Annotated in this window: 16 protein-coding genes and 1 pseudogene; 7 read left to right on the top strand and 10 right to left on the bottom strand. The window is 54.3% G+C overall.

Annotation, left to right across the window (positions count from 1 at the left end; all coding sequences use genetic code 11):
- Positions 1-330 precede the first annotated feature (330 nt).
- The 6 genes and pseudogenes from NVB75_RS02440 to NVB75_RS02420 all read left to right on the top strand — a co-directional run.
- Complete coding sequence (locus NVB75_RS02440; protein ID WP_258345790.1) at positions 331-2,319, top strand: helix-turn-helix domain-containing protein; 1,989 nt, start codon at positions 331-333, stop codon at positions 2,317-2,319.
- Positions 2,313-3,002, top strand: coding sequence for an AzlC family ABC transporter permease (locus NVB75_RS02435; protein WP_258345788.1), 690 nt, complete (start codon positions 2,313-2,315; stop codon positions 3,000-3,002). Before NVB75_RS02440 ends, NVB75_RS02435 begins: the two co-directional genes overlap by 7 nt.
- Positions 2,999-3,337 (top strand): AzlD domain-containing protein, encoded by a 339-nt coding sequence (locus NVB75_RS02430; RefSeq protein ID WP_258345785.1) that lies wholly within the window; start codon positions 2,999-3,001, stop codon positions 3,335-3,337. Before NVB75_RS02435 ends, NVB75_RS02430 begins: the two co-directional genes overlap by 4 nt.
- Before the next feature lie 76 nt (positions 3,338-3,413).
- Positions 3,414-5,234 (top strand): NAD(P)-binding domain-containing protein, encoded by a 1,821-nt coding sequence (locus NVB75_RS02425; RefSeq protein WP_258345783.1) that lies wholly within the window; start codon positions 3,414-3,416, stop codon positions 5,232-5,234.
- Positions 5,235-5,260: 26 nt separating this feature from the next.
- On the top strand, positions 5,261-5,941 hold the full coding sequence (locus tag NVB75_RS33240; protein WP_375378908.1) for a LysE family translocator: 681 nt from the start codon (positions 5,261-5,263) through the stop codon (positions 5,939-5,941).
- A 280-nt stretch (positions 5,942-6,221) separates the two neighbouring features.
- Positions 6,222-6,663 (top strand): annotated as a pseudogene (locus tag NVB75_RS02420) (DNA topoisomerase III); the annotation flags it as partial.
- A 50-nt stretch (positions 6,664-6,713) separates the two neighbouring features.
- Here NVB75_RS02420 and NVB75_RS02415 read toward each other — a convergent pair.
- The 3 genes from NVB75_RS02415 to NVB75_RS02405 all read right to left on the bottom strand — a co-directional run bounded on the left by NVB75_RS02415 (position 6,714) and on the right by NVB75_RS02405 (position 9,792).
- Positions 6,714-7,316: a helix-turn-helix domain-containing protein gene (locus NVB75_RS02415; RefSeq protein ID WP_258345782.1), complete on the bottom strand. Its 603-nt coding sequence runs from the start codon at positions 7,314-7,316 to the stop codon at positions 6,714-6,716.
- 494 nt (positions 7,317-7,810) lie between these two features.
- Positions 7,811-8,839: an Ldh family oxidoreductase gene (locus NVB75_RS02410; protein ID WP_258345780.1), complete on the bottom strand. Its 1,029-nt coding sequence runs from the start codon at positions 8,837-8,839 to the stop codon at positions 7,811-7,813.
- 53 nt (positions 8,840-8,892) lie between these two features.
- Positions 8,893-9,792 carry a glycine betaine ABC transporter substrate-binding protein gene (locus NVB75_RS02405; RefSeq protein WP_258345779.1) on the bottom strand — a complete coding sequence of 300 codons (900 nt, stop codon included), beginning with the start codon at positions 9,790-9,792 and terminating at the stop codon, positions 8,893-8,895.
- A gap of 358 nt (positions 9,793-10,150) precedes the next feature.
- On the opposite strand from NVB75_RS02405, the gene NVB75_RS02400 reads away from it, so the two are divergent.
- Positions 10,151-12,187 carry an NADH:flavin oxidoreductase gene (locus NVB75_RS02400; RefSeq protein WP_258345778.1) on the top strand — a complete coding sequence of 679 codons (2,037 nt, stop codon included), beginning with the start codon at positions 10,151-10,153 and terminating at the stop codon, positions 12,185-12,187.
- 54 nt (positions 12,188-12,241) lie between these two features.
- On the opposite strand, the gene NVB75_RS02395 is transcribed toward NVB75_RS02400, so the two are convergent.
- From NVB75_RS02395 to NVB75_RS02365, 7 genes are all read right to left on the bottom strand, one after another.
- Entirely contained in the window at positions 12,242-13,021 is a 780-nt protein-coding gene (locus NVB75_RS02395) for a pyrroline-5-carboxylate reductase (protein WP_258345777.1), read from the bottom strand.
- A complete protein-coding gene (locus tag NVB75_RS02390) occupies positions 13,011-13,715 on the bottom strand; it encodes a TetR/AcrR family transcriptional regulator (RefSeq protein ID WP_258345776.1) in 705 nt (234 codons plus the stop codon). Before NVB75_RS02390 ends, NVB75_RS02395 begins: the two co-directional genes overlap by 11 nt.
- A gap of 168 nt (positions 13,716-13,883) precedes the next feature.
- Complete coding sequence (locus NVB75_RS02385) at positions 13,884-15,086, bottom strand: OprD family porin (RefSeq protein WP_258348495.1); 1,203 nt, start codon at positions 15,084-15,086, stop codon at positions 13,884-13,886.
- A gap of 328 nt (positions 15,087-15,414) precedes the next feature.
- Positions 15,415-16,110 carry a DUF4286 family protein gene (locus NVB75_RS02380; RefSeq protein WP_258345775.1) on the bottom strand — a complete coding sequence of 232 codons (696 nt, stop codon included), beginning with the start codon at positions 16,108-16,110 and terminating at the stop codon, positions 15,415-15,417.
- Between the two features lie 20 nt (positions 16,111-16,130).
- Positions 16,131-17,024 carry a fumarylacetoacetate hydrolase family protein gene (locus NVB75_RS02375; protein WP_258345774.1) on the bottom strand — a complete coding sequence of 298 codons (894 nt, stop codon included), beginning with the start codon at positions 17,022-17,024 and terminating at the stop codon, positions 16,131-16,133.
- 3 nt (positions 17,025-17,027) lie between these two features.
- The gene (locus NVB75_RS02370; RefSeq protein ID WP_258348494.1) at positions 17,028-17,888 is read right to left on the bottom strand and encodes a fumarylacetoacetate hydrolase family protein; all 861 of its coding nucleotides are present in this window, start codon (positions 17,886-17,888) and stop codon (positions 17,028-17,030) included.
- On the bottom strand, positions 17,824-18,624 hold the full coding sequence (locus NVB75_RS02365; protein WP_258345773.1) for an IclR family transcriptional regulator: 801 nt from the start codon (positions 18,622-18,624) through the stop codon (positions 17,824-17,826). The genes NVB75_RS02370 and NVB75_RS02365 overlap by 65 nt, the downstream gene beginning before the upstream one ends.
- Positions 18,625-18,795: the final 171 nt, after the last annotated feature.

The raw sequence follows: 18,795 nt of genomic DNA, 5'->3' as shown, positions 1-18,795 counted from the left end.
ATTTCACTAAATTTTTTTGATGATAGACCACGTTGGTCGATAGCCCCGTTCAATGACCCTTTACAACATCTCCCAACGAGCGGGCGTCGTTGGCACGGTCGCGGTAGGCATATCAGTTATTCGAATTCCTGTTGTGGAAAGCATGCGTTGCTAAGCATGCGAAGCGGCACGAAATTCTAGTCCGCTCAGCGCCTTAGGACAGGTTAAGGCAAGGCCCCTACAGAGGCACATTCCTTTTTATCGAACACACCACCAAATTTTCTTTGCATTCACGGCATTATTTAACTAGCTTTGTTCTATATACAGAACGACGCCTAGGGGAAGTGAAGATTGATCAAATCGATTTCTCGTAACATCTGCCGCCTACGAGAGGTAAGCGGCTTAACACTCTCTGGGTTATCGCAGCGCTGTGGTATCGCGAAATCAACCCTTTCGCAGTTGGAGGCGGGCGAGGGAAACCCGACCATTGAAACGCTATGGGCTATAGCAAATGCACTGAACACGCCATTCAGTGAGCTGATTTCAGACAGTCCTGTAGGTGCTCCTGTTGGAGACGAAGAGTCCGCAGTCCGTTTGATAGAACGCACCGGCTCAGAACATGCTCCGACCATTGAAATCTACGCAATGAGGGTAAAAGCCGGCCACGTGAAGCATTCCGCGCCTCATCCGCCGGGCGTGACGGAAAAGATTATTGTGACACGGGGGACCATGCTAGTCGGGGATGCTGGACAGCCAAAGCTCATTAGCGCGGGGGATGCACACGCCTTTGCGGCAGATGTTCCGCACTTGTATGGTTCGACGGGAGACGCTGCCGAAGCGATGGTTTTTGTCCAGTACCCGGAATACCGTTCCGATGCACTTAACGGCGTAGCCGTCCTGGACTGGCCCTCGACTCCTGATTGGGACGGGGTGGGTAGTGTTATTGGAAGACTGAGTGCGGAAGTCAGCAACGGCACCGACTCTGCCCTTATTCGGTTTCGCGGATGCACAATACCTCCCTCGCAGGCAAAGGTTCTCTTGAATCAAAATCTGCGTCTGGGTTTGACTGACAGCTTTAACTGGCCACTTCATGCGTTTACGGGATCGGACTATAGCGGCCCCTTTATTTCTTTACTCCCGATACGATTCACACACGCGTTTTCCCGCCAGGCGCCGGACCTTAAACTCGGGTCAACCGTTGCGGAAGAAGCTGTACACCTTGCGCGCCAGGCGGAAAACTCATTGGACTTTCTCGCTGCAGCTCCCAATTCGACGGTATCGCATAAATCACAGAGCTGGGTGTTGGAAACATTGAAGAGCGAAGTTGCTCTCCAGCACGGCGAACTACGACTTCCTGCTCAGTTGAGCGCACTAACCATACACCAACGCATCACTTCGCGCGCTGGGACGGGTGACAGTTCCTTTTCAAGCAGAATCGATGTTGACCAGTACGATGCGTTTGAACTGCTTCACCCCGCCTATGCTCGACAGGTGGTTGCCATGGCACAGGACATAGCCAGTCTCGGCTATGAGATGCAGGCGGTGCATAACGTTGATGTCGGAACAGGGCCGGGGCTCCCGCTTCTCATGCTGCATGAGATGCTGCCCCATTTGAGCAGCCTGGCAGTTGAACCTGATGATATCGCCTTCGCATGTCTGCAGAAGAACACCCATGGACATAAAGGTATCCGGTTATGCAAGGCAGACTTCCTTGAACAGAAGTTTCAGCAACCACTCGATCTGATCACCTCCGTTGGCGCCTCGCATCATTTCAACACAGCCTTCATGCTGCAAAAAGCAAAGAGCATTCTTCGTCCGGGGGGGCTTCTGAGCATCGCAGATGAATATCTTCCTGAGTTCGACAATACCGAGCAGCGCCAACTGGCGTTAATCCGACACCATGCTGCTTATATCCTTTCCTCTATTGGAATGATTGAATCCTGCATTACGGCGGTGCCGGATGACGCGGACGGACAACTGTTCCTTAAATTCAAGGAAGAACTGGCGTTGGCGGTCAACGATGCGACGAACCGTTTGACAGATTTGGCCGTAAGAAGATGTCGGTCGCTCTTCACGGCGTTAAGGCGCTCGCCTCCTGACAGATCGCCAAAACACGAAATCGGCGCATTTACGCGTTTTTTCTGGCTCGAGCTACAAGCCATGGTGGCTGGTCTTGATTACGAGGTGGAGCGAAAAACCCACGCACGACGATTTGCAGCTCTTGCTTCCGCTGCGGGACTGGAACTGGTTCAACATCGACGTGTATTTGCAACCGTCGGGGCAGACGACTGGTCCGGTGGCACACATGTCTTTTTGTTCCGGAAACCCACACTATGCTGACGAGCCGCATCGGAGCCTTTTACAAAGGGTTGCTTGCCAGCATCTCTATTGTTGCGGGGTATATTCCCATCGCATTCTCGTTTGGTCTTGCGGCGACCGATGCGGGGTTATCGCCCTTTGTCACGCTACTTATTTCTGTTGTCGTCTACGCGGGGGCCAGCCAGTTCCTTATGATTGCTTTGCTTACCTCTGGTGCTGGCGTGATCACAACGGTTCTTAGTGTGCTGCTATTGAATGGCAGACATGTGTTCTATGGCCCTGCAATTGCAGCCCGGCTTTCCCGGTTACTGCCATCTCCTTTGGTGTCCTTTGGTTTGACGGACGAGGTGTTTTCCACTGCAGCGAACGGACTTGAGAAAGTTGCCTATGAAGTGCGACCGGTTTGGCTTTTAGGTTTGCAACTGGGCGCATATGCCGCCTGGATCCTAGGGACCGTGTTGGGAACCACGTTCGGCGCCAACTTGGCCCACTGGCCTGTTGCAGTCAGGGAGGCGCTTTCATTTGTTTTGCCTGCACTGTTCTTTTCGCTACTCCTTGAAAGCGGCGTCCGTGGCTCAAGGGTTCCTACTGTCGTCGCAATCGGAACTGCATTAGCTGCACTGTTCTTTTTGCCGGGGCATTTCGCTTTATTGCTCGCCATCCTCGTCGGCACTGCCGCGCACGCGCTCAGGAGCATTCTGTGAAAACCGAAACGATCGTTATTTTGTGTGGCGTGGTCACTTTTGCTTTGAGATGGCTCCCTTTTTGGTGGGCCAGTAAAGCGCGAACTTGCACCAATTCAAATAGCGAAAGAACCCGGAAACTCCTATTGGGAGTTGGCCCGGCGGCAATAGCAGGCCTTTTGACGGTTTCGCTGTGGGATGTGGCGGCCCCGGATTTCAAACCAGGACAAATAATCCCTGCGCTCATATCCATGGCCCTCATCATCCTTATCAGGATGAAATTCAAAGGCAGTATCGCTGCTCCCACCTTAACTGGAGCAATGATGTATGGAGTATTGACGCAGCTCTTCCGATGAGGCGTCATCACTCTCAACTAATAATAGATTCCGTTAGACTTCTATCAAAAGCAATAGCAAATGAGGGGAGTATAAGATGAAAAATCACTATCAGAATATAATAGTAGGCGGTGGTCCTGCTGGGATCAATATGGCGCTTGAATTCATGAAGCGCGATATTGATTTCCTGTTACTAGAGGCCAGCTCCAGTGTGGGTGGGCAATGGGATAAGGTTCCAGTCTGCGGCCAGCTAATATCGCTTAATAAGAAATATGTTCCTGGCGATGCGCATACCTATCGGATGCGTTATGACTGGCACACGCTTAGCACGATCACCTCAGAAGATGTAGAGAAAGACCCAAAGCTGCGATTTACTAATTGGACCAGCCAACACTGGCCATCTGCTCGCACCTACAAAACCTACCTTCAGTATGTCGCCGATTCAATGGGACTGCGACCATCGATCAGAACGAATTCGCGCGTAAAAAAAATATCCCGTAGACCAGAGGACGGGAATTTCCTCATTTCGGTCGAAGGTGGAGTAGACCTGATCGCGGATAGAGTATTTTGCGGCGCGGGCCGATCCGAGCCTGTAATTCCATCGATAAAAGGGCTGACCAAAGAAATATATACTCTCTACGAGGATTACGATCCTGAGGCTGCGCATGAGCATTACAGGAACAAAGTGGTAGTTGTGCTTGGTCGTGGCAATTCAGCTTTTGAAATTGCTCATCACTTGGTTGATATAACGGCGGAAACGCGTGTTGTAACTCGCTCGCTACCTAAACTTGCCCGTCAAACTCATAATGTTCATGATATCCGTGCTCAAGTGTCTGATGTTTTTGATCTCATGCAACTGAAATCGAATAATAACATCGTCAGTGACCGCATCGTAGAAGTGCACCGGATTACGGAAGGCAAAAATGCTGGCCGCATTCTCGTCAAATATGAAACCCCATGTGTACACTGGTCTCCGCCAAGGTGGATGCGACGCACTGGCATTGTGGACGAAATTATAGTGTGCTGCGGTTTCAATTATACGATGGGCGATATTTTTGATGCTGAAACCATACAACCGAGCCGCGATAAAAACGGCAAATACTTCCTGCTCGACTCCACATGGTGTTCTGAAAATGAGCCAGATTTATATTTTATTGGAGCCCCGACACGTGTAAATGATCCGGACGCAGCATCCGGATTTGTGCACGGATTCCGATGCAATATTCAGGCTCTCGCTACCCTGATCTCAGAAAAACACTACAACGTGCCGGTCAAACCAATTTTTGAATGTGTAATCGCCAATAATGAGCCGCCTGCAGCGTTGAGTACTTTGGCCGAGTACCTGGTTGGCATGGTCAGTACTACCATGCCTTTGTTTGAGCTCTACAGCTATTTTAGCTGCGTGGTCACGTTTGAGAGATCAGAAAGCGGAGATATTATTGCGCAGGTTTGGCCACCGTTTCCCCGAAAATATAATGCTGAACGATGGGGTCAATCTCGTGAATACGTCGAAATCTTATTCGAGTACGGTTTTTCCCGATATGGCGATGGCAATCTTCCAACGCATTACTTTACTTTGCCAGCCGATCACTTTGATACATCTAAGAGTGCTTACATTCACCCCGTATTTCATGTGTTTCGTGACGGTATTGAGACTGAGCAGTTTCATATGCAGGAAAGCTTAATTGGACGCTGGGACATCGATGACTACATAGACGAGGAGACAAATCTGGATCAATACAAGAACGTGGCGTTCAATGCTTGCGCCTGCGCTATAGACTTTAAATTACGGCGCAGCACATTGCCAGTTAAAGACGAGTATATCGATAAATGTTATCCATTAATGACTGACGATGAAATTGATGAGGCTCTTCATATTCAGCCAACATTATCACTGCTTTCGGATAGAAAACAATAACCAACGATGCAGAGCGCCGCAGCGTTATGCGGCGTTTTGCAAGGGGGTACTTTATGAATGGAATTAGCTTTGCGTTCACTGGCCTGATCGGTCTTGTCGTGACATGCTCAATAATTATTGCCGTGCCGGGGCCAAGTATTATGCTTTTTATAGGCCAAGTATTGATGGACGGAAAAAACTATGCTCTACGAGGAGTGGCAGGCAACGCAATTGGCATGTCTATTGTCGCAGTACTTCTTGCTGTTGGTCTCGGTACTATAATAACGGAATCCCATATAACTTTATTATTGATCAGAGCGCTGGGGGCAATTGCGTTATTGTGGATCGGACTTCAATTCCTCTCGAGTGCCGGGGTGACTGATTCAGCCAAGCGAACACAGACATCCCGTGGAAAACGGCCTTTAGTAACCGGCATCGTCGTAGGCGTTACGAATCCAAAAGCTTTTATTATGTTCGGAACGATTGTTCCCAGCTTTCTCCCTCGAAGTATCGCGGATCCAATAATAACGCTTGTGACATACTCTTTCGTGCCCATTATTTTAGGTCTGGTAATCGACTCTCTCTGGGTCGTTGCAGCGCACGCACTACGGTCACAGATTTTATCGACCCCCAACAGCATCAGGAATGTAAGTCGCGCGGGAGGAGCTCTGATAATAATTACGGGCTTACTGTTGGCATGGGAATCAATATCAGAACTATGTAAATAGCCCTCAAAACATCCACATCATTCAAAACTTAGTGCAGAGGACGTCATCTTAGCAAAAGATCTAGGCGCTATTAGTTGTCTGTACTTTTATGAGAGCGGCTGCAGCAAATAACCGAAGCACTAAATGCGCCACTATTGATACCCTTGTGGTTGTGCCCTGCCCTATCCTCTGTTCAGTCCGCTTCCCCGCAATGATCATTCCAACAGGTCCACCCGCATTCCGATGGCGACTCATCTGAACATCACCATCGCGAGCAGCCATCACCTATTACGCAACGGCGCTCACCTGGTGCATCGGCCATCGTATCTAGGCCGCACCACCGGAAGCTTATGATCAACAGTACAGGCGCAGGTCTATCGTGCAGCTTCCAATCATTGCCGGGCGCTGGTGCAACACGGTCAAGATCTCCACCACCACAATTCAAAGCTGGTAAACAGCTAATCAGCCAGGTCACCGAACAGGTGATTGCCACCGATGCCGACATCGAGGGGAGATCATCGACCTTTGCGGTTCCCGTGGAGCCATTCAGCGGCTATGGTTGTCAGTACTCAAGACACGTTCATCCGTAAGCCGCTGGGTGCGCTGAACCTATTCAGTGAGACATTACCGATGTACTACTCGGCGACGGGCATTCGCGTGCGGCCTGGCTGATCGCTATGAACCTGAGTCGTTTATTTATTCTGCCCAGTCGGCAGGCCAGCTCTCAGGGCGTACTGTCGGTTCCCGGGATGTCGCAGCAATACGCATCAAATACGCTGCCACACACGATCAGTTAAAAAGCAGGTGGCGAGATGACCCAGATGACAACGGCATCCACTTCACTGGGATTTTCCCAACGATAGGGCTCATTGGCGATGCGAAAACTGTCTCCTGCACTCAAACTGAAGGGGTGTGCACCTATCCAGAGATTAAGCTGTCCAGAAACTAGAAAGCCTTCCTCCTCAGTCCCGCGGGTGCTTTTAGCTTCGAAAGTGGCACCGGGGCTCATTGTACTGAGGAACATTTCGAATGCACCTCCAATAGAGGGTGATAATGACTCCTCCGTAAGCCCACCGGCGACCGATCCCAACCGACGCCGCCCCCCCGCACGAACGACTCTTCCAACCTCTGCTGCCGGACGCTCACTTTCCAAGAAAAACCAGTCCAGGGGTACCCCTAGGGTCAAAGCGATGCGTTTTAGATCGGATATCGGAATTTCAGCGCGGCCACGTTCCAGTTGGCTTATGAAGCTGATCGACCGGCCGATTGCTGAGGAAATTTCCGCCAACGTCTTGGCGCGAGCTTTGCGCAACTTGCGAATTTCATCGCCCAACGCAACACGGTCTCGGGTGGAAGCTGAATCACCACCACCTAGCTCAGCATTGTCGATAGCCATTCATTGGTCCTTTAAATCGTACGGATTTTTTCGAAAAAATTCGCAACCATTATCCTCGAGATAAAAAGAATTACTAATTTTTTATTGTTCCTGCGTAGCGCTTTAAAGGAAAGCTTAAGGTTGACAAACTGAGGACTGACGCAACGCTGCTTCAGATTCCAAGAAGACTCCGAGAAACATGCTGAAGGGGTTTCCTCAGGCTTCGATAGCCGCTGGTGCGCATTGCACCGGTGAGCGCGTTAATCAGCCATTGATAAACCTGAATGACCAGCACCAGCGCGGGGGATAGCTGATGCGTGTTCGCAGGCTAGATGTCGTGTTCGAAAAAAATCTTCCACCGCTCTGAAATAATCAGGACTACCACTTCACGGCCTATGTGGATAGTTAGATCGAGCGGGAGCTACGTGAACCCAAGACTATCGATCGCTGCCTGCTGTTTCAGTGCAATTCATTCTCGATTTCGATGTCATTTTGCGAGCATCGTATCGACCGGATTATAGTCGACTTATTTGCTCGAACAGATCAATAGGAATACTTACCCCCTCACTCTGTGCGGTGACAGTTGCGTGTTGCCGTTCCCATCCCGGCCTGTGGACGCCCATCTGCTTCAGGCGGCTAAGTTGTATTGAAAGCCGCTGCTCGAATCCCGCGGAAAAGAAGTTCGGCGCCAGGAGCAGAATCAAGAGGCCGCAGCCAGGCGTCTGCGTTCCCTCGTTGAACGCTGGTGCATCCAACGACCAATTGGCGCCCGTGAGCCCCGCCGCCAAAACCTCGACCATGAGCATGATATTGGCCCCACGGTGACCACCAAAAGGCAGCAATGCACCGCTCAACGCCGCCAAGGCGTTACGCGTACCATTGCCATCCCGGTCCAATGCCCAGCCCTCGGGAATATCGCTGCCCGTCGAGGCTGCATGGGCAATATTTACGAATGCAGTAGCACTGCCGGCCTGGTCAAATAACAGAGGGATGCCATCGGCCGTGGGCGCGGCAAATGAGAGCGGATTGGTAGAGTAGGTCTTGCCCTTGGCGCCAGGAACGGAGACCAGCGCAGGTCCATTTGCAACCGCCAATGCAACCAGCCCTGCCTGGGCAAACCGCAACGTGTAGTCACCCAGCTCACCGCTTGTGAAACTGTTGCACTGGCTCAGCGTGGCCATGCCATTGGCATGCGCGGCATGGCACAGCGAATCAAAACACCGATCTACCCCAAGCTGGGCAATACCGCCTTGGGCATCAGATCTGAAAATAATCGAGCCAGCGGGGGAGATACGCGGCTCCGCCCGCGGATTGATGCGACCGGAGGAAAAGCCCGGCAGGTAATCGGCGAGATGCCGGAATCCCACGGCCTGGTTACCGCGCGCTTGCGCAGCTACGGTAGCGTGGGCCAATGAAATGGCAATCGCGGGTGAGCATCCTTTCGCTTCGCAAAGGCGCCTCACCCAGTCAACCGCTTCATCCAAGGTAAAGCGCAGATAGGCTGTGGTCTTCAAGGGTGCCGCCTGAATATACGTTCGAGGCATCCGGTGCCCTCTCAAGGGCACCTGACAGCAACATCATTAGCGGAAGATGGCTACTACTGAGACGATGTCGTGGAGGCTGTCTGGCTGCCAAACATCGCCTCGAAGCGAGGTTTGTTGGCGGCGTAGTACTCTGCAACGACCTTGTCTGCCGAACTGTCACGGGCGGAGGACATCAACGTCTCAAGGTCAGTCTTGGGAATCTTGAAGTTGGCGAAGAACCGGGCGACATCGGGGTGCTCGGCGCTGAAGCCTTTGCGGGCAATCGCATGAATTTGTTCAGCCCCACCGAAAACCTGCTTCGGATCATCTAGGTAGCGCAAAGGCCATTTTGCGAACATCCAGTGCGGGCTCCAGGCGTTGATCAACGACCACTTGTCACGTTTGAGGTTGCGATCCAGTTCGCTCAACATGCCGGACTCTGAAGAGGCGACCATCTTATAGCCGTCGAGTTTGTACTCTTTGATGGCCTTTTCTGTCAGTTTGTACTGACCATTACCCACTTCCGAAGTCAGGATCTTGCCGCCAAGCTTTTCCCGCACTTCAGGCTTGTTGAGGTCTTCGACACTCGCAACCTCGCTCGTGGGAATGGAGGTTGGCACGGCCATGCCGATTCGACCTTCATACAGCACGCCGAGGTCTTCAAGCTTAACTTTGTATTTGTCGTAGAACGACTTGTGCGTGTTTGGCAGCCAGACCATCGGAATCAGATCGATATTGCCGTTAGCCAAGGCCTGGAATTGAATGCCAATGTCGGCCAGCACCAATTTGACGGGTTGTTTCAGGTGGTCGCGTAATGCCGTCTCCGCCAGCTTTACAGCGATTTCCGTATCCGACCAATTCACCCATCCAATACGGATAGGCGCGGGTTCTTCGGCGTGGGCCATCAGACTAGCGGCGGTCATCGCCAAGCCTGCAAGCCAACCGATACACATTTTACTGGATAACGTCATCATGGTGCATCTCCGCGTACTGTATGAGTAGTTATTGGCAGGGCAGCAGAAGAATTAACCTCCCCTTCTTAAAGCAGAGTGCAATCACACCCTCAGGGGTTTTACGTGCTAAGTGAATTTCTAGTTATGTGAAACCCCTCATGTATTCACGAGTATTCGGCCCTCCTCTGCCACCAAGAATGGAGGCAGGAAACCGGACGCAGGGCACCGACCTACCCTTGATTTGACTGGATGGTAATCCCGGTTTTTTTGTCACGCAATAAAAATGTACACCCATGTCATAATCGTTGACATGCATGAACATTGAACATACCGTCATGTCAAAACCGAGCCTGATGTTCTGTTCCCGGAGCGCAACGCCATGTCCAGCGATCCTCTGCTGCAGCCCTATAAGATCAAACACCTGACCCTCAAGAACCGGATCATGACCACCTCCCATGAGCCCGCTTATCCTGTCGATGGCATGCCGAAGGATCTGTATCGCGCTTATCACGTAGAGCGAGCTAAAGCAGGTGTGGCGTTGACCATGACGGCAGGCTCTGCCGCCGTTTCCCGTGATAGCCCGCCGGTGTTCAATAATGTGCTGGCATACAAGGACGAGGTGGTCAAATGGATGAAGGACCTGACTGACGAATGTCACGAGCACGGGGCCGCGGTGATGATCCAGCTGACTCACCTGGGCCGTCGCACGCGCTGGGACAAGGCTGACTGGCTGCCGGTCGTATCGTCGTCCCATCGGCGTGAAGCGTCCCACCGGGCCTTTCCGAAAAAGCTCGAAGAGTGGGACATCGACCGGATCATCAAGGACTACGTGGACGCCGCCGAACGCATGAAGGCCGCCGGTCTCGATGGCCTGGAGCTGCAGGCCTACGGGCACCTCATGGATCAATTCTGGTCACCGCTGACCAACGACCTCGACGGGCCTTACGGCGGGTCGCTGGAAAACCGGATGCGCTTCACCTTCGACATCCTGCGCGGCATCCGCCAACGCTGCGGCGAGGATTTCCTGCTGGGGGTGCGCTACACCGGCGATGAAGACCTGCCTGGCGGCTTCGGCGCCAGCGACGGCCTGCAGATCTCCCACATGCTCAAGGACAGTGGGCTGGTGGACTTCCTCAACGTCGTGCGCGGGCACATCGATACCGATGCCGGCCTCACCGACGTGATTCCGATCCAGGGCATGCGCAACTCGCCGCACCTGGATTTTGCCGGCGAGATCCGCTCGGCCACCGGTTTCCCAACGTTCCATGCGGCCAAGATTCCGGATGTCGCCACGGCGCGACACGCCATCGCCTCCGGCAAGGTGGACATGATCGGCATGACCCGGGCGCACATGACCGACCCGCACATTGTGCGCAAGATCATCGAAAAGCGTGAAGAGGACATTCGCCCCTGCGTCGGCGCCAACTATTGCCTGGACCGTATCTATCAGGGCGGCGCCGCGTATTGCATCCACAACGCTGCTACCGGCCGCGAAACCACCATGCCCCACGAGATCCCCAAGGCCGCGGTCAAGCGCAAGGTGGTAGTGATCGGCACCGGCCCGGCGGGCCTGGAAGCGGCACGGGTGGCTGGTGAGCGCGGCCACGCTGTCACGGTGTTCGAAATCGCCGATCAGCCTGGCGGGCAGATCCGCTTGACGGCACTGAGCGAGCGGCGTCGCGAGATGATCAGCATCATCGACTGGCGCATGGCGCAATGCGAACGCCTGGGCGTCAAGTTCCACTTCAACACCTGGGCCGAAGCCGACACCGTCATGGCCGAGGCACCGGACGTCGTGATCGTCGCCACCGGCGGCTTGCCCCACACCGAAGTGCTCAAGCACGGCAACGAGCTGGTGGTCTCGACCTGGGACATCATCTCCGGCGACGTCAAACCCGGCCGGAACGTGCTGATCTTCGATGATGCAGGCGACCACGCGGCGCTACAGGCGGCCGAGGTCATCGCCAAAAGCGGCGCACAACTGGAGATCGTCACGCCGGACCGCTCGTTTGCGCCGGAGGTGATGGCCATGAACCTGGTGCCTTACATGCGCAGCCTGCAAGACCTGAATGTCACCTTCACGGTCACGTACCGGGTCGAGTCCGTAGAAAAGCGCGACGGTCATCTGGTGGCCAGCTTCGGCAGCGATTACGGCCAGGTGCACAAACAGCGCGTGGTCGATCAGGTCGTGGTCAACCACGGCACCCTGCCACTGGAAGACCTTTACTTTGAACTGCGCCCGCACTCGAGCAATAACGGCGCGGTCGAACAGCACGACTTGATCGCCGGGAAAACCCAGAACATCGTGACCAACCCCGAGGGCCGTTTCCAGCTGTTCCGGATCGGCGACGCGGTGTCGGCGCGCAACACCCACGCCGCCATCTACGATGCGCTGCGGTTGCTCAAAGACATCTGACCGCATGCGTGCCCTCCCCGACGCCCCTGTGAAGGGGCTTTCGGCTCATTCAGCCTAAAGCCCTCGACGGGCAACGGCAGCACCCTCTCGCAGCGCCTCGCCAATCTGCTCCTCGAATTGCCCATGGATCATCACTTGCAAGGCAGCGGCCGTTACCCCACGGTAAGCTACCAAGGCGTCGATCATCTGCTGAGCATCGTGATCGGCCAGCAACTGGCTGCTGTTGACTACGACATTTTTCGCGGCAAGTTGCGCGATATCGGCGGGAATGCCGGCTGCCATCGCCTGATTGGCCAGCGCCGTCATCAGCAAGGCAGGGAAAGCCGGGCCCGTGCCAGAGAGCGCCGACAGGTAGTCGATGAAGTCTTCCTGCTTTACCTCTGCGGCCGTGCCCACGCATTCGAATAAGCTCTGCACGAAGCTTTTCGTCGTTGCCGCTACCTCTGCAAAACAATACCAAGGCGTAAAGGATTGCCCGATCTCCACCGCCGCGTTGGGCATCGCCCGCACCACTGCCGAAGCCGAGGTCTGCGCGACAATCGTCTGTGCGCTGATCCCGGCCATCAGGGAAATAACGGTCTTACCCGTCGCGTTGATATTCAGGCTGGCGAAATGCTCGGGGCGCACCGCGATGATCACCACGTCGCTGCGATCCACCAACGCCTGGTTGTCCGTGACCAGGCGAGCGCCTTGTTCAGCCAACGGGTGATTGCCCGAGCGATTGGAAATGATCAGGTTTGCCGCCGGCACCAGCCCCTTCGCCAGGACCGCCCTGGCAATCGCGCCGCCCAACCAGCCGGTGCCGCCAATAATCCCCAGGGTTTTATTGATCATCGCCATTGCCTTCGAAAGTCTCCGCCAACGGAACAAAGAGCCCGGGCTCTTTTTCGGCATAGCCGAACTTCCCGTAAAAACGATCCAGCTCACGCTGCTTGGGGACTTTGCCGGTGAAGATGCTCACGTAATGGGGGATGCGCTCAAAGCGCACAGTGATCAATTCCGTCGTATTCATGGTGATGTAGCCGATCTGCGTCAGATAGATCGTCCGGGCCCTGGCGTCAGCGCCCTGGCTGTCATAGCCGAAGCGCTTGAACATATTCGCCAGGGCATTCATTCGCTGTTCGTCAACCACAGCGACTTGCTGGGCCACTTCAGCGGACTGAAGCGCCCAACTGCGTACGGCAAACTCGAATTGCGAGTCGAACAATTGCGGGTTCAGCCAGCACTCGAACACATTTAGGATCGCCTCGGAAATGCTTTCGGCATAACTTTCACTTTGCTGTATCAGCCCCCCGGTATTGGTCTCCCGCCAACGCGACAGCAACGCCGTCAGCAGTTGCTCGCGGTCCTCGAAAAACCAGTAGAAACTGGTGCGTGACAAACCCAGACGCTTGGCCAGCGGCATGACCCGCACCGCATCGATGCCCGACTCCTTCAGGGTCTCATAGGCCGCTGCCAGCCAGCCGTCCGGCGAGCCCCGCCAGCCCGCGTCCTGGCCTTTGCCACGTGCCTTTTTTAACTCGGGCATCCCATTAACCTTCTATCAAAAATGCGTGGCCCGAATGTACGTGGATGACCGCTAAATGTACACCGAGGTACATTTACCTACCAAAGACCTGCCGCCAGTGGTGGTTGACCGCCCCCCTTGGGCTTCAGACGCTTGATCACAGCGAGCAAGCAGCCGCGTCGCGCCTAGCTAGAGCAGGCTGAATGGATAGCTGACAATTAGACGGTTCTCATCAAACTGATTGGTGCTGAAGTCACGACGAATGCTCGCGTTGCGCAAGCGCACATTAAGGTCTTTGAACGTGCCGCTCTGCAGCGTATAAGCCACTTCTGATTCCCGCCCCCACTCCTTGCCGTCGGTGACGCTACCTGCGTGCACATTGTCGCCGCTGATATAGCGATTCATCAGCGTCAGCCCAGGCACGCCGAAGGTGGCAAAGTTATAGTCGTGACGTAATTGCCACGATTTCTCTCGGGCATTGTCGTAACTGTTGTTATAGCTATCGTTAGCCAGAGTACCGCCGCTGGTACCATTGACCCGCATCCAGCCATCGTCACCTGTTAGTTTCTGCAAGCCGATGTAAAACGTGCTGCCACCATTGCGGGCGGACAGAAGTGCTGAAACAGTGCGGTTATCCAGGTCGCCAGCGCGGGCGCTACCATCCTCTCGCCCCCAGAAGTAACCCAGGTTGGCACCCAAGGTCCAGTCACCCAATGGTTCACTGTGAACGATCTGCAGATACTGCTGCTGATAGATATCTTTGAGTTGCGCGTTCCACGCGCCGATCAGTGTGCGTTTTTCATTGAACGTGTATTCACCACCGACGAAGTTAAAGCGGTCTGAGGTGAACGCAGCCTTGCCCAGCATGAACATGTCTTCCATGCTTGAATCATTGCGCGGACTGTTCTGGCGATATTGGCCGCCGTACAAAGCCAATCCATCGATATCCCGCGAAGTCACCTGCCCACCCTGGAATGTTTGCGGCAGTGAGCGCCCATCGTCGGAACGAAGGATCGGCAATACCGGCATCCATTCGCCTACTTTAAGTTCGGTCTTGCCGATTTTCATCTTGCCAGCCACCGCCGTACGACCGAAAGAATCAGCAGGGCGCCTGTCGCTATCCAACGGCAGCAATTGAGTCCCTCCAGTGCCTTTACCGCCATCGAGCTTGAGCGAATACAGCCCTAACATGTCTACCCCAAAACCCACTGCTCCGGCGGTGAAACCGGACTTCGCGTCGAGAATGAAACTTTGAGTCCATTCTTCGGCCTTGGATTGGGTATTCATGGGGTCAGTAAAGTTACGATTAATGTAGAAATTACGCAGGTTCAAATTGACCTTCGCATCTTCAATAAAACTGCTTCCTTCGGCCTGTGCGGCGCAGGTTGTCATCGCAAGGGTTATACCCACCACCAATGGTCGCAAATGAGATACACAAGCCGCAGCGGAACGGATTAAGAGAGTCATTATTATTATTTCTCTATTCAAGTTATGTCATTAATTTCGAGACAAGTCATGCACGGATTTTCGACGCATTCAGGCGTACTTCATCGGCTTTGCTGGAAGGCTTTGCTCAAAGACAGCGTTTCGTTGCGCCTGTTCCTTGTAAAACCCGAGCGTGCCTAGGCGCGAGCCAGATTCAATGCCTGTAGGGGCACGCTCGTGTGTCAAGATCTGATTAAAACGAAGTTAAGTTAATACGGACTCTAACGCTCAGTGATCAACCCGCGCTCCCAGGTGTCTTGCAACGCGTGTATTCCAGTTGATAAAGCGTCGTTTCGGGTCCCGTCGATTGCCCTTCCAAAACGCGTTGCAACTGAGCCAAAAAGGACTCGCCAGCAGCACGCACGTAGTCCGACGCACAGCCTTCAATCATAACGATCCAGGCCGGTATCTGGGTCCCTTCGGCCCGCGCTTTTTTCTCTGCAGTTTCGACCTTGCTCACAGCCTCATCAGCTACGCACAAATGCACGCCGGTAATGCCCTGCTTATCCGCAATGGGAGGAAGCACACTTTGGCACAACGCGTTGGATACCGATTCATGGTGTCCTTCGAACACATCAAAACGCACCGTCAGCAAAAACGCACCCTGCCCCACACCGCTGGTGTAAGTGACATTGCAAATGGATCGCGCGACATTGCGATAGGACTTAACAGACTGCTGCGTCCATGGGGTTGGAGTGTTGAGGCGAGATAAATAATCCTCTCCTCCCAACACTTGCACGGTGTCCGCCTCATAAAGGTTGAAATACGTGGGCCCTGCATCCAGAGCAATGTATCTCCGCCCGCGCAGAAACCCGGGGATTGCAGCCCGCTCAGGCATATGCTCACGGTTATGCCACTCATAGAACTCGTCCCGCGCCTCGGGCAAAAGATCATGCCAGATAGCGACTACACCTGTTCCTGCAAAGCTCATAGCTTTTCCTCTAGCGATAGTCAGTCAACATTGGGATGGCGACCGGCGACCCATGCAGCGCCCATTTCGGCTACATAAGGAACCACGGTCTGAAATTGTTCACCCAGCCCGTGACCACCGACACGCATGGTGTCACCCGCATTGAGGAACACCGGCGGCTTCTGCCCGAGCCCTACACCGGGTGGCGTACCGGTAATGATCACGTCGCCCGGCATTAGCGGCATGAAGCGACTGAGGTACGCGACAATATGCGCAACGCTGAAAATCATCGTCCGGGTATTGCCGGTCTGAAGACGTTTGCCATTCACATCGAGCCAGAGGTCGAGGGCTTGCGGGTCGGCGATTTCGTCACGAGTGACCAGCCAGGGTCCCAGTGGCGCGAAAGAAAAACCGCTTTTGCCCTTGGTCCACTGACCTTCGTACTCAAGCTGATAAGCCCGTTCGGACACATCATTGGCGAGGCAATACCCAGCAATATGATCCAGTGCCTGGGACTCATTGATCTGCCAGGCAGGCGTGCCGATGACGATGGCCAGTTCGACCTCCCAATCAAGCTTCTCGGCACCGATCGGCAAAATAACAGGGTCGTTGGGTCCGCTGATGGATGCGGTGTGCTTGTTGAAGACCACCGGCTGGCTCGGGATAGGCGTGTTCGTTTCAGCCGCGTGATCGGAGTAGTTCAGACCGATGCAAATCAGGTTCGGGACATTACCGACGCATGGACCAAGACGTGTGCCGGGCGCTACCTCCGGCAGCTTTTCAACGTCTACAGCACGCAGTTTTTCCAGCACCGTCGGGGTCAGTGCCGACGCATCAATGTCATCGACAATGCCAGACAGGTCTCGAACGACCCCTCGTGAATCCAAGATCCCTGGTTGTTCCTGACCCGGTAATCCAAAACGAACTAAGCGCATTTTTTACTCCTCCAGCGTTGAGAAATGGACAGACAATGAGCCTGCTTCGCCGAATTGAACATGCAGCGGCTGATTCACAGGCACATCGAGAACACCTGCATACGAACCGGTGATAACCACCTGCCCTGCTTGCAGCCCTATCCCTTGTGTAGAAAGAAAATTAGCCAGCCAGATGATCGGCAGAAGCGGATCCCCGTCCGGGTGGCGGCCGTTGACATTTAGTCGCTCTGCCTTTGCGCCGCGCACGGTGATTTCCAGTTCAGAGGGCATGGCGCCAGGGTTTGGCAGTGTGATTGCCTCTCCAAGTACCAGGCCATGATTGAACAGACCATCGGCAAGCAATTGCACGAACGGCAGTGTGTGTGGATCGGTGTAACGGCAGTCGATCACTTCCAAGGCCATGTGCACGGCACTGATCGCGGCACCGATTTCCTCAGCGGTATAAGGCTCGACACGGGCCGGCAAATCATGGGCCAGGACGCACGCCAGTTCTGGCTCGATGCGCGCCTTATCCGCGTCGGCGGCCAGTCGGTAACGTTCGCCTTTTAAAATACTGTCGCTGTAGATCGGAGCAACGATCCACTTGCCAGCCGGGGGTAACGCACACTTCCACCCCCCACGGTTTTTCCAGCCAATGACCCCACTCGCTGCTGAATGGCAAAACCTTGTGCGAGGCTGCTTGGCACATTCGAGCCGGGCAAGCAGGCTAGTCGCCCCCCTTCTAACCGTGCACGGACCAGAGCCGCCGCAGCGACTTCTAACTCTGACTCCATCTCGGTCAATGTCGCTGCGGGCGGGCTCATACGTGCTCCGAATGCAGGCTGTTCTGACGCGGCCAAACCGTCCCCAGTTTGTTGGCTGCATCTTCAAGCAACGCATGCAATTGGTCATAACGTTCAGGCTGCATACGCAAGACCGGGCCGGCGATACTCATCGTGCCGACCACAGTGCCAGCTGGAACCAGCTTGACCGGTACGGCAATCGCCCAGACACCCACCTCGGCTTCTTCAATGACTAAGCCATACCCGCGCTTGCGGGTCAGCGCCAGCTCAGCCAGCAAACCTTCGATGTTGTTGATCGCTTTCGGCCCTGCTCCCCCGTCAGCTTTCCCCAGCCCACTACGCAGCGCATGCTCAACGGCCAAGTCATCAGGCATTGAGGCCAGCCAGGCTTTGCCATTGGCAGTCGCATGGAGATTGATCGGTTTATCCATGGCCGGGGAATACATCAGCCCCGGTGCGGCACCTTGGGCTGAAGACAACCAGGACAAGGTGCCTTCGTTGACCACAGTAAGTCGCACCAACTCATGACACTGAACAGCCACTTGCTCAAGGATCGGCTGTACCAATTCAGGCAAGCCAATTCCGTGTAAATAGCGCTGCCCAAGCAGCGCCAACTTGAGCGTCAAGCGGTATTGCGAGGTGGCTTCATCCTGTTCTGCCCACCCTTGCTCGACTAATTGAGCAAGCACTCGATGTGCAGGACCCTTTTCCAAGCCCAGTTCGGCTGCGATATCGGACATCCGCATCCAGCGAGCTTCACGCGCCAGCAGCTCAATAGCTTCCAGGCAACGGTCAACAGCCCCTTTCACGACTCTCATATTTTTCTCGACTTATCTTTGGCAATGAGGTGAATGTGACAAAAAACCCTTAATGGAACGATGTTCCAAATAGTACGCAGCCGATACATGATAGTCAATTCTCACTCGCCAAAAGGTGAAAAGCTCGGGCTTGACGTTGGAAGACCTCGATCTGCTTGGGCCCGCTTGCGA

The sequence above is a fragment of the Pseudomonas sp. CBS genome (assembly GCF_024734645.1).
Lineage (GTDB): Bacteria > Pseudomonadota > Gammaproteobacteria > Pseudomonadales > Pseudomonadaceae > Aquipseudomonas.
The sequence above is the reverse complement of the archived record's forward strand: the minus strand, read 5'-3'. Positions and strand labels throughout refer to the sequence as shown.

Excerpts from the sequence above, each read along its gene's own strand:
- NVB75_RS02435 (WP_258345788.1), top strand. The coding sequence starts at position 2,313 with ATGCTGACGAGCCGCATCGGAGCCTTTTACAAAGGGTTGCTTGCCAGC.
- NVB75_RS02425 (WP_258345783.1), top strand. The coding sequence starts at position 3,414 with ATGAAAAATCACTATCAGAATATAATAGTAGGCGGTGGTCCTGCTGGG.
- NVB75_RS33240 (WP_375378908.1), top strand. The coding sequence starts at position 5,261 with ATGCGGCGTTTTGCAAGGGGGTACTTTATGAATGGAATTAGCTTTGCG.
- NVB75_RS02415 (WP_258345782.1), bottom strand. The coding sequence starts at position 7,316 with ATGGCTATCGACAATGCTGAGCTAGGTGGTGGTGATTCAGCTTCCACC.
- NVB75_RS02410 (WP_258345780.1), bottom strand. The coding sequence starts at position 8,839 with ATGCCTCGAACGTATATTCAGGCGGCACCCTTGAAGACCACAGCCTAT.
- NVB75_RS02405 (WP_258345779.1), bottom strand. The coding sequence starts at position 9,792 with ATGATGACGTTATCCAGTAAAATGTGTATCGGTTGGCTTGCAGGCTTG.
- NVB75_RS02400 (WP_258345778.1), top strand. The coding sequence starts at position 10,151 with ATGTCCAGCGATCCTCTGCTGCAGCCCTATAAGATCAAACACCTGACC.
- NVB75_RS02395 (WP_258345777.1), bottom strand. The coding sequence starts at position 13,021 with ATGATCAATAAAACCCTGGGGATTATTGGCGGCACCGGCTGGTTGGGC.
- NVB75_RS02390 (WP_258345776.1), bottom strand. The coding sequence starts at position 13,715 with ATGCCCGAGTTAAAAAAGGCACGTGGCAAAGGCCAGGACGCGGGCTGG.
- NVB75_RS02385 (WP_258348495.1), bottom strand. The coding sequence starts at position 15,086 with ATGACAACCTGCGCCGCACAGGCCGAAGGAAGCAGTTTTATTGAAGAT.
- NVB75_RS02380 (WP_258345775.1), bottom strand. The coding sequence starts at position 16,110 with ATGAGCTTTGCAGGAACAGGTGTAGTCGCTATCTGGCATGATCTTTTG.
- NVB75_RS02375 (WP_258345774.1), bottom strand. The coding sequence starts at position 17,024 with ATGCGCTTAGTTCGTTTTGGATTACCGGGTCAGGAACAACCAGGGATC.
- NVB75_RS02370 (WP_258348494.1), bottom strand. The coding sequence starts at position 17,888 with ATGCAGCCAACAAACTGGGGACGGTTTGGCCGCGTCAGAACAGCCTGC.
- NVB75_RS02365 (WP_258345773.1), bottom strand. The coding sequence starts at position 18,624 with ATGAGAGTCGTGAAAGGGGCTGTTGACCGTTGCCTGGAAGCTATTGAG.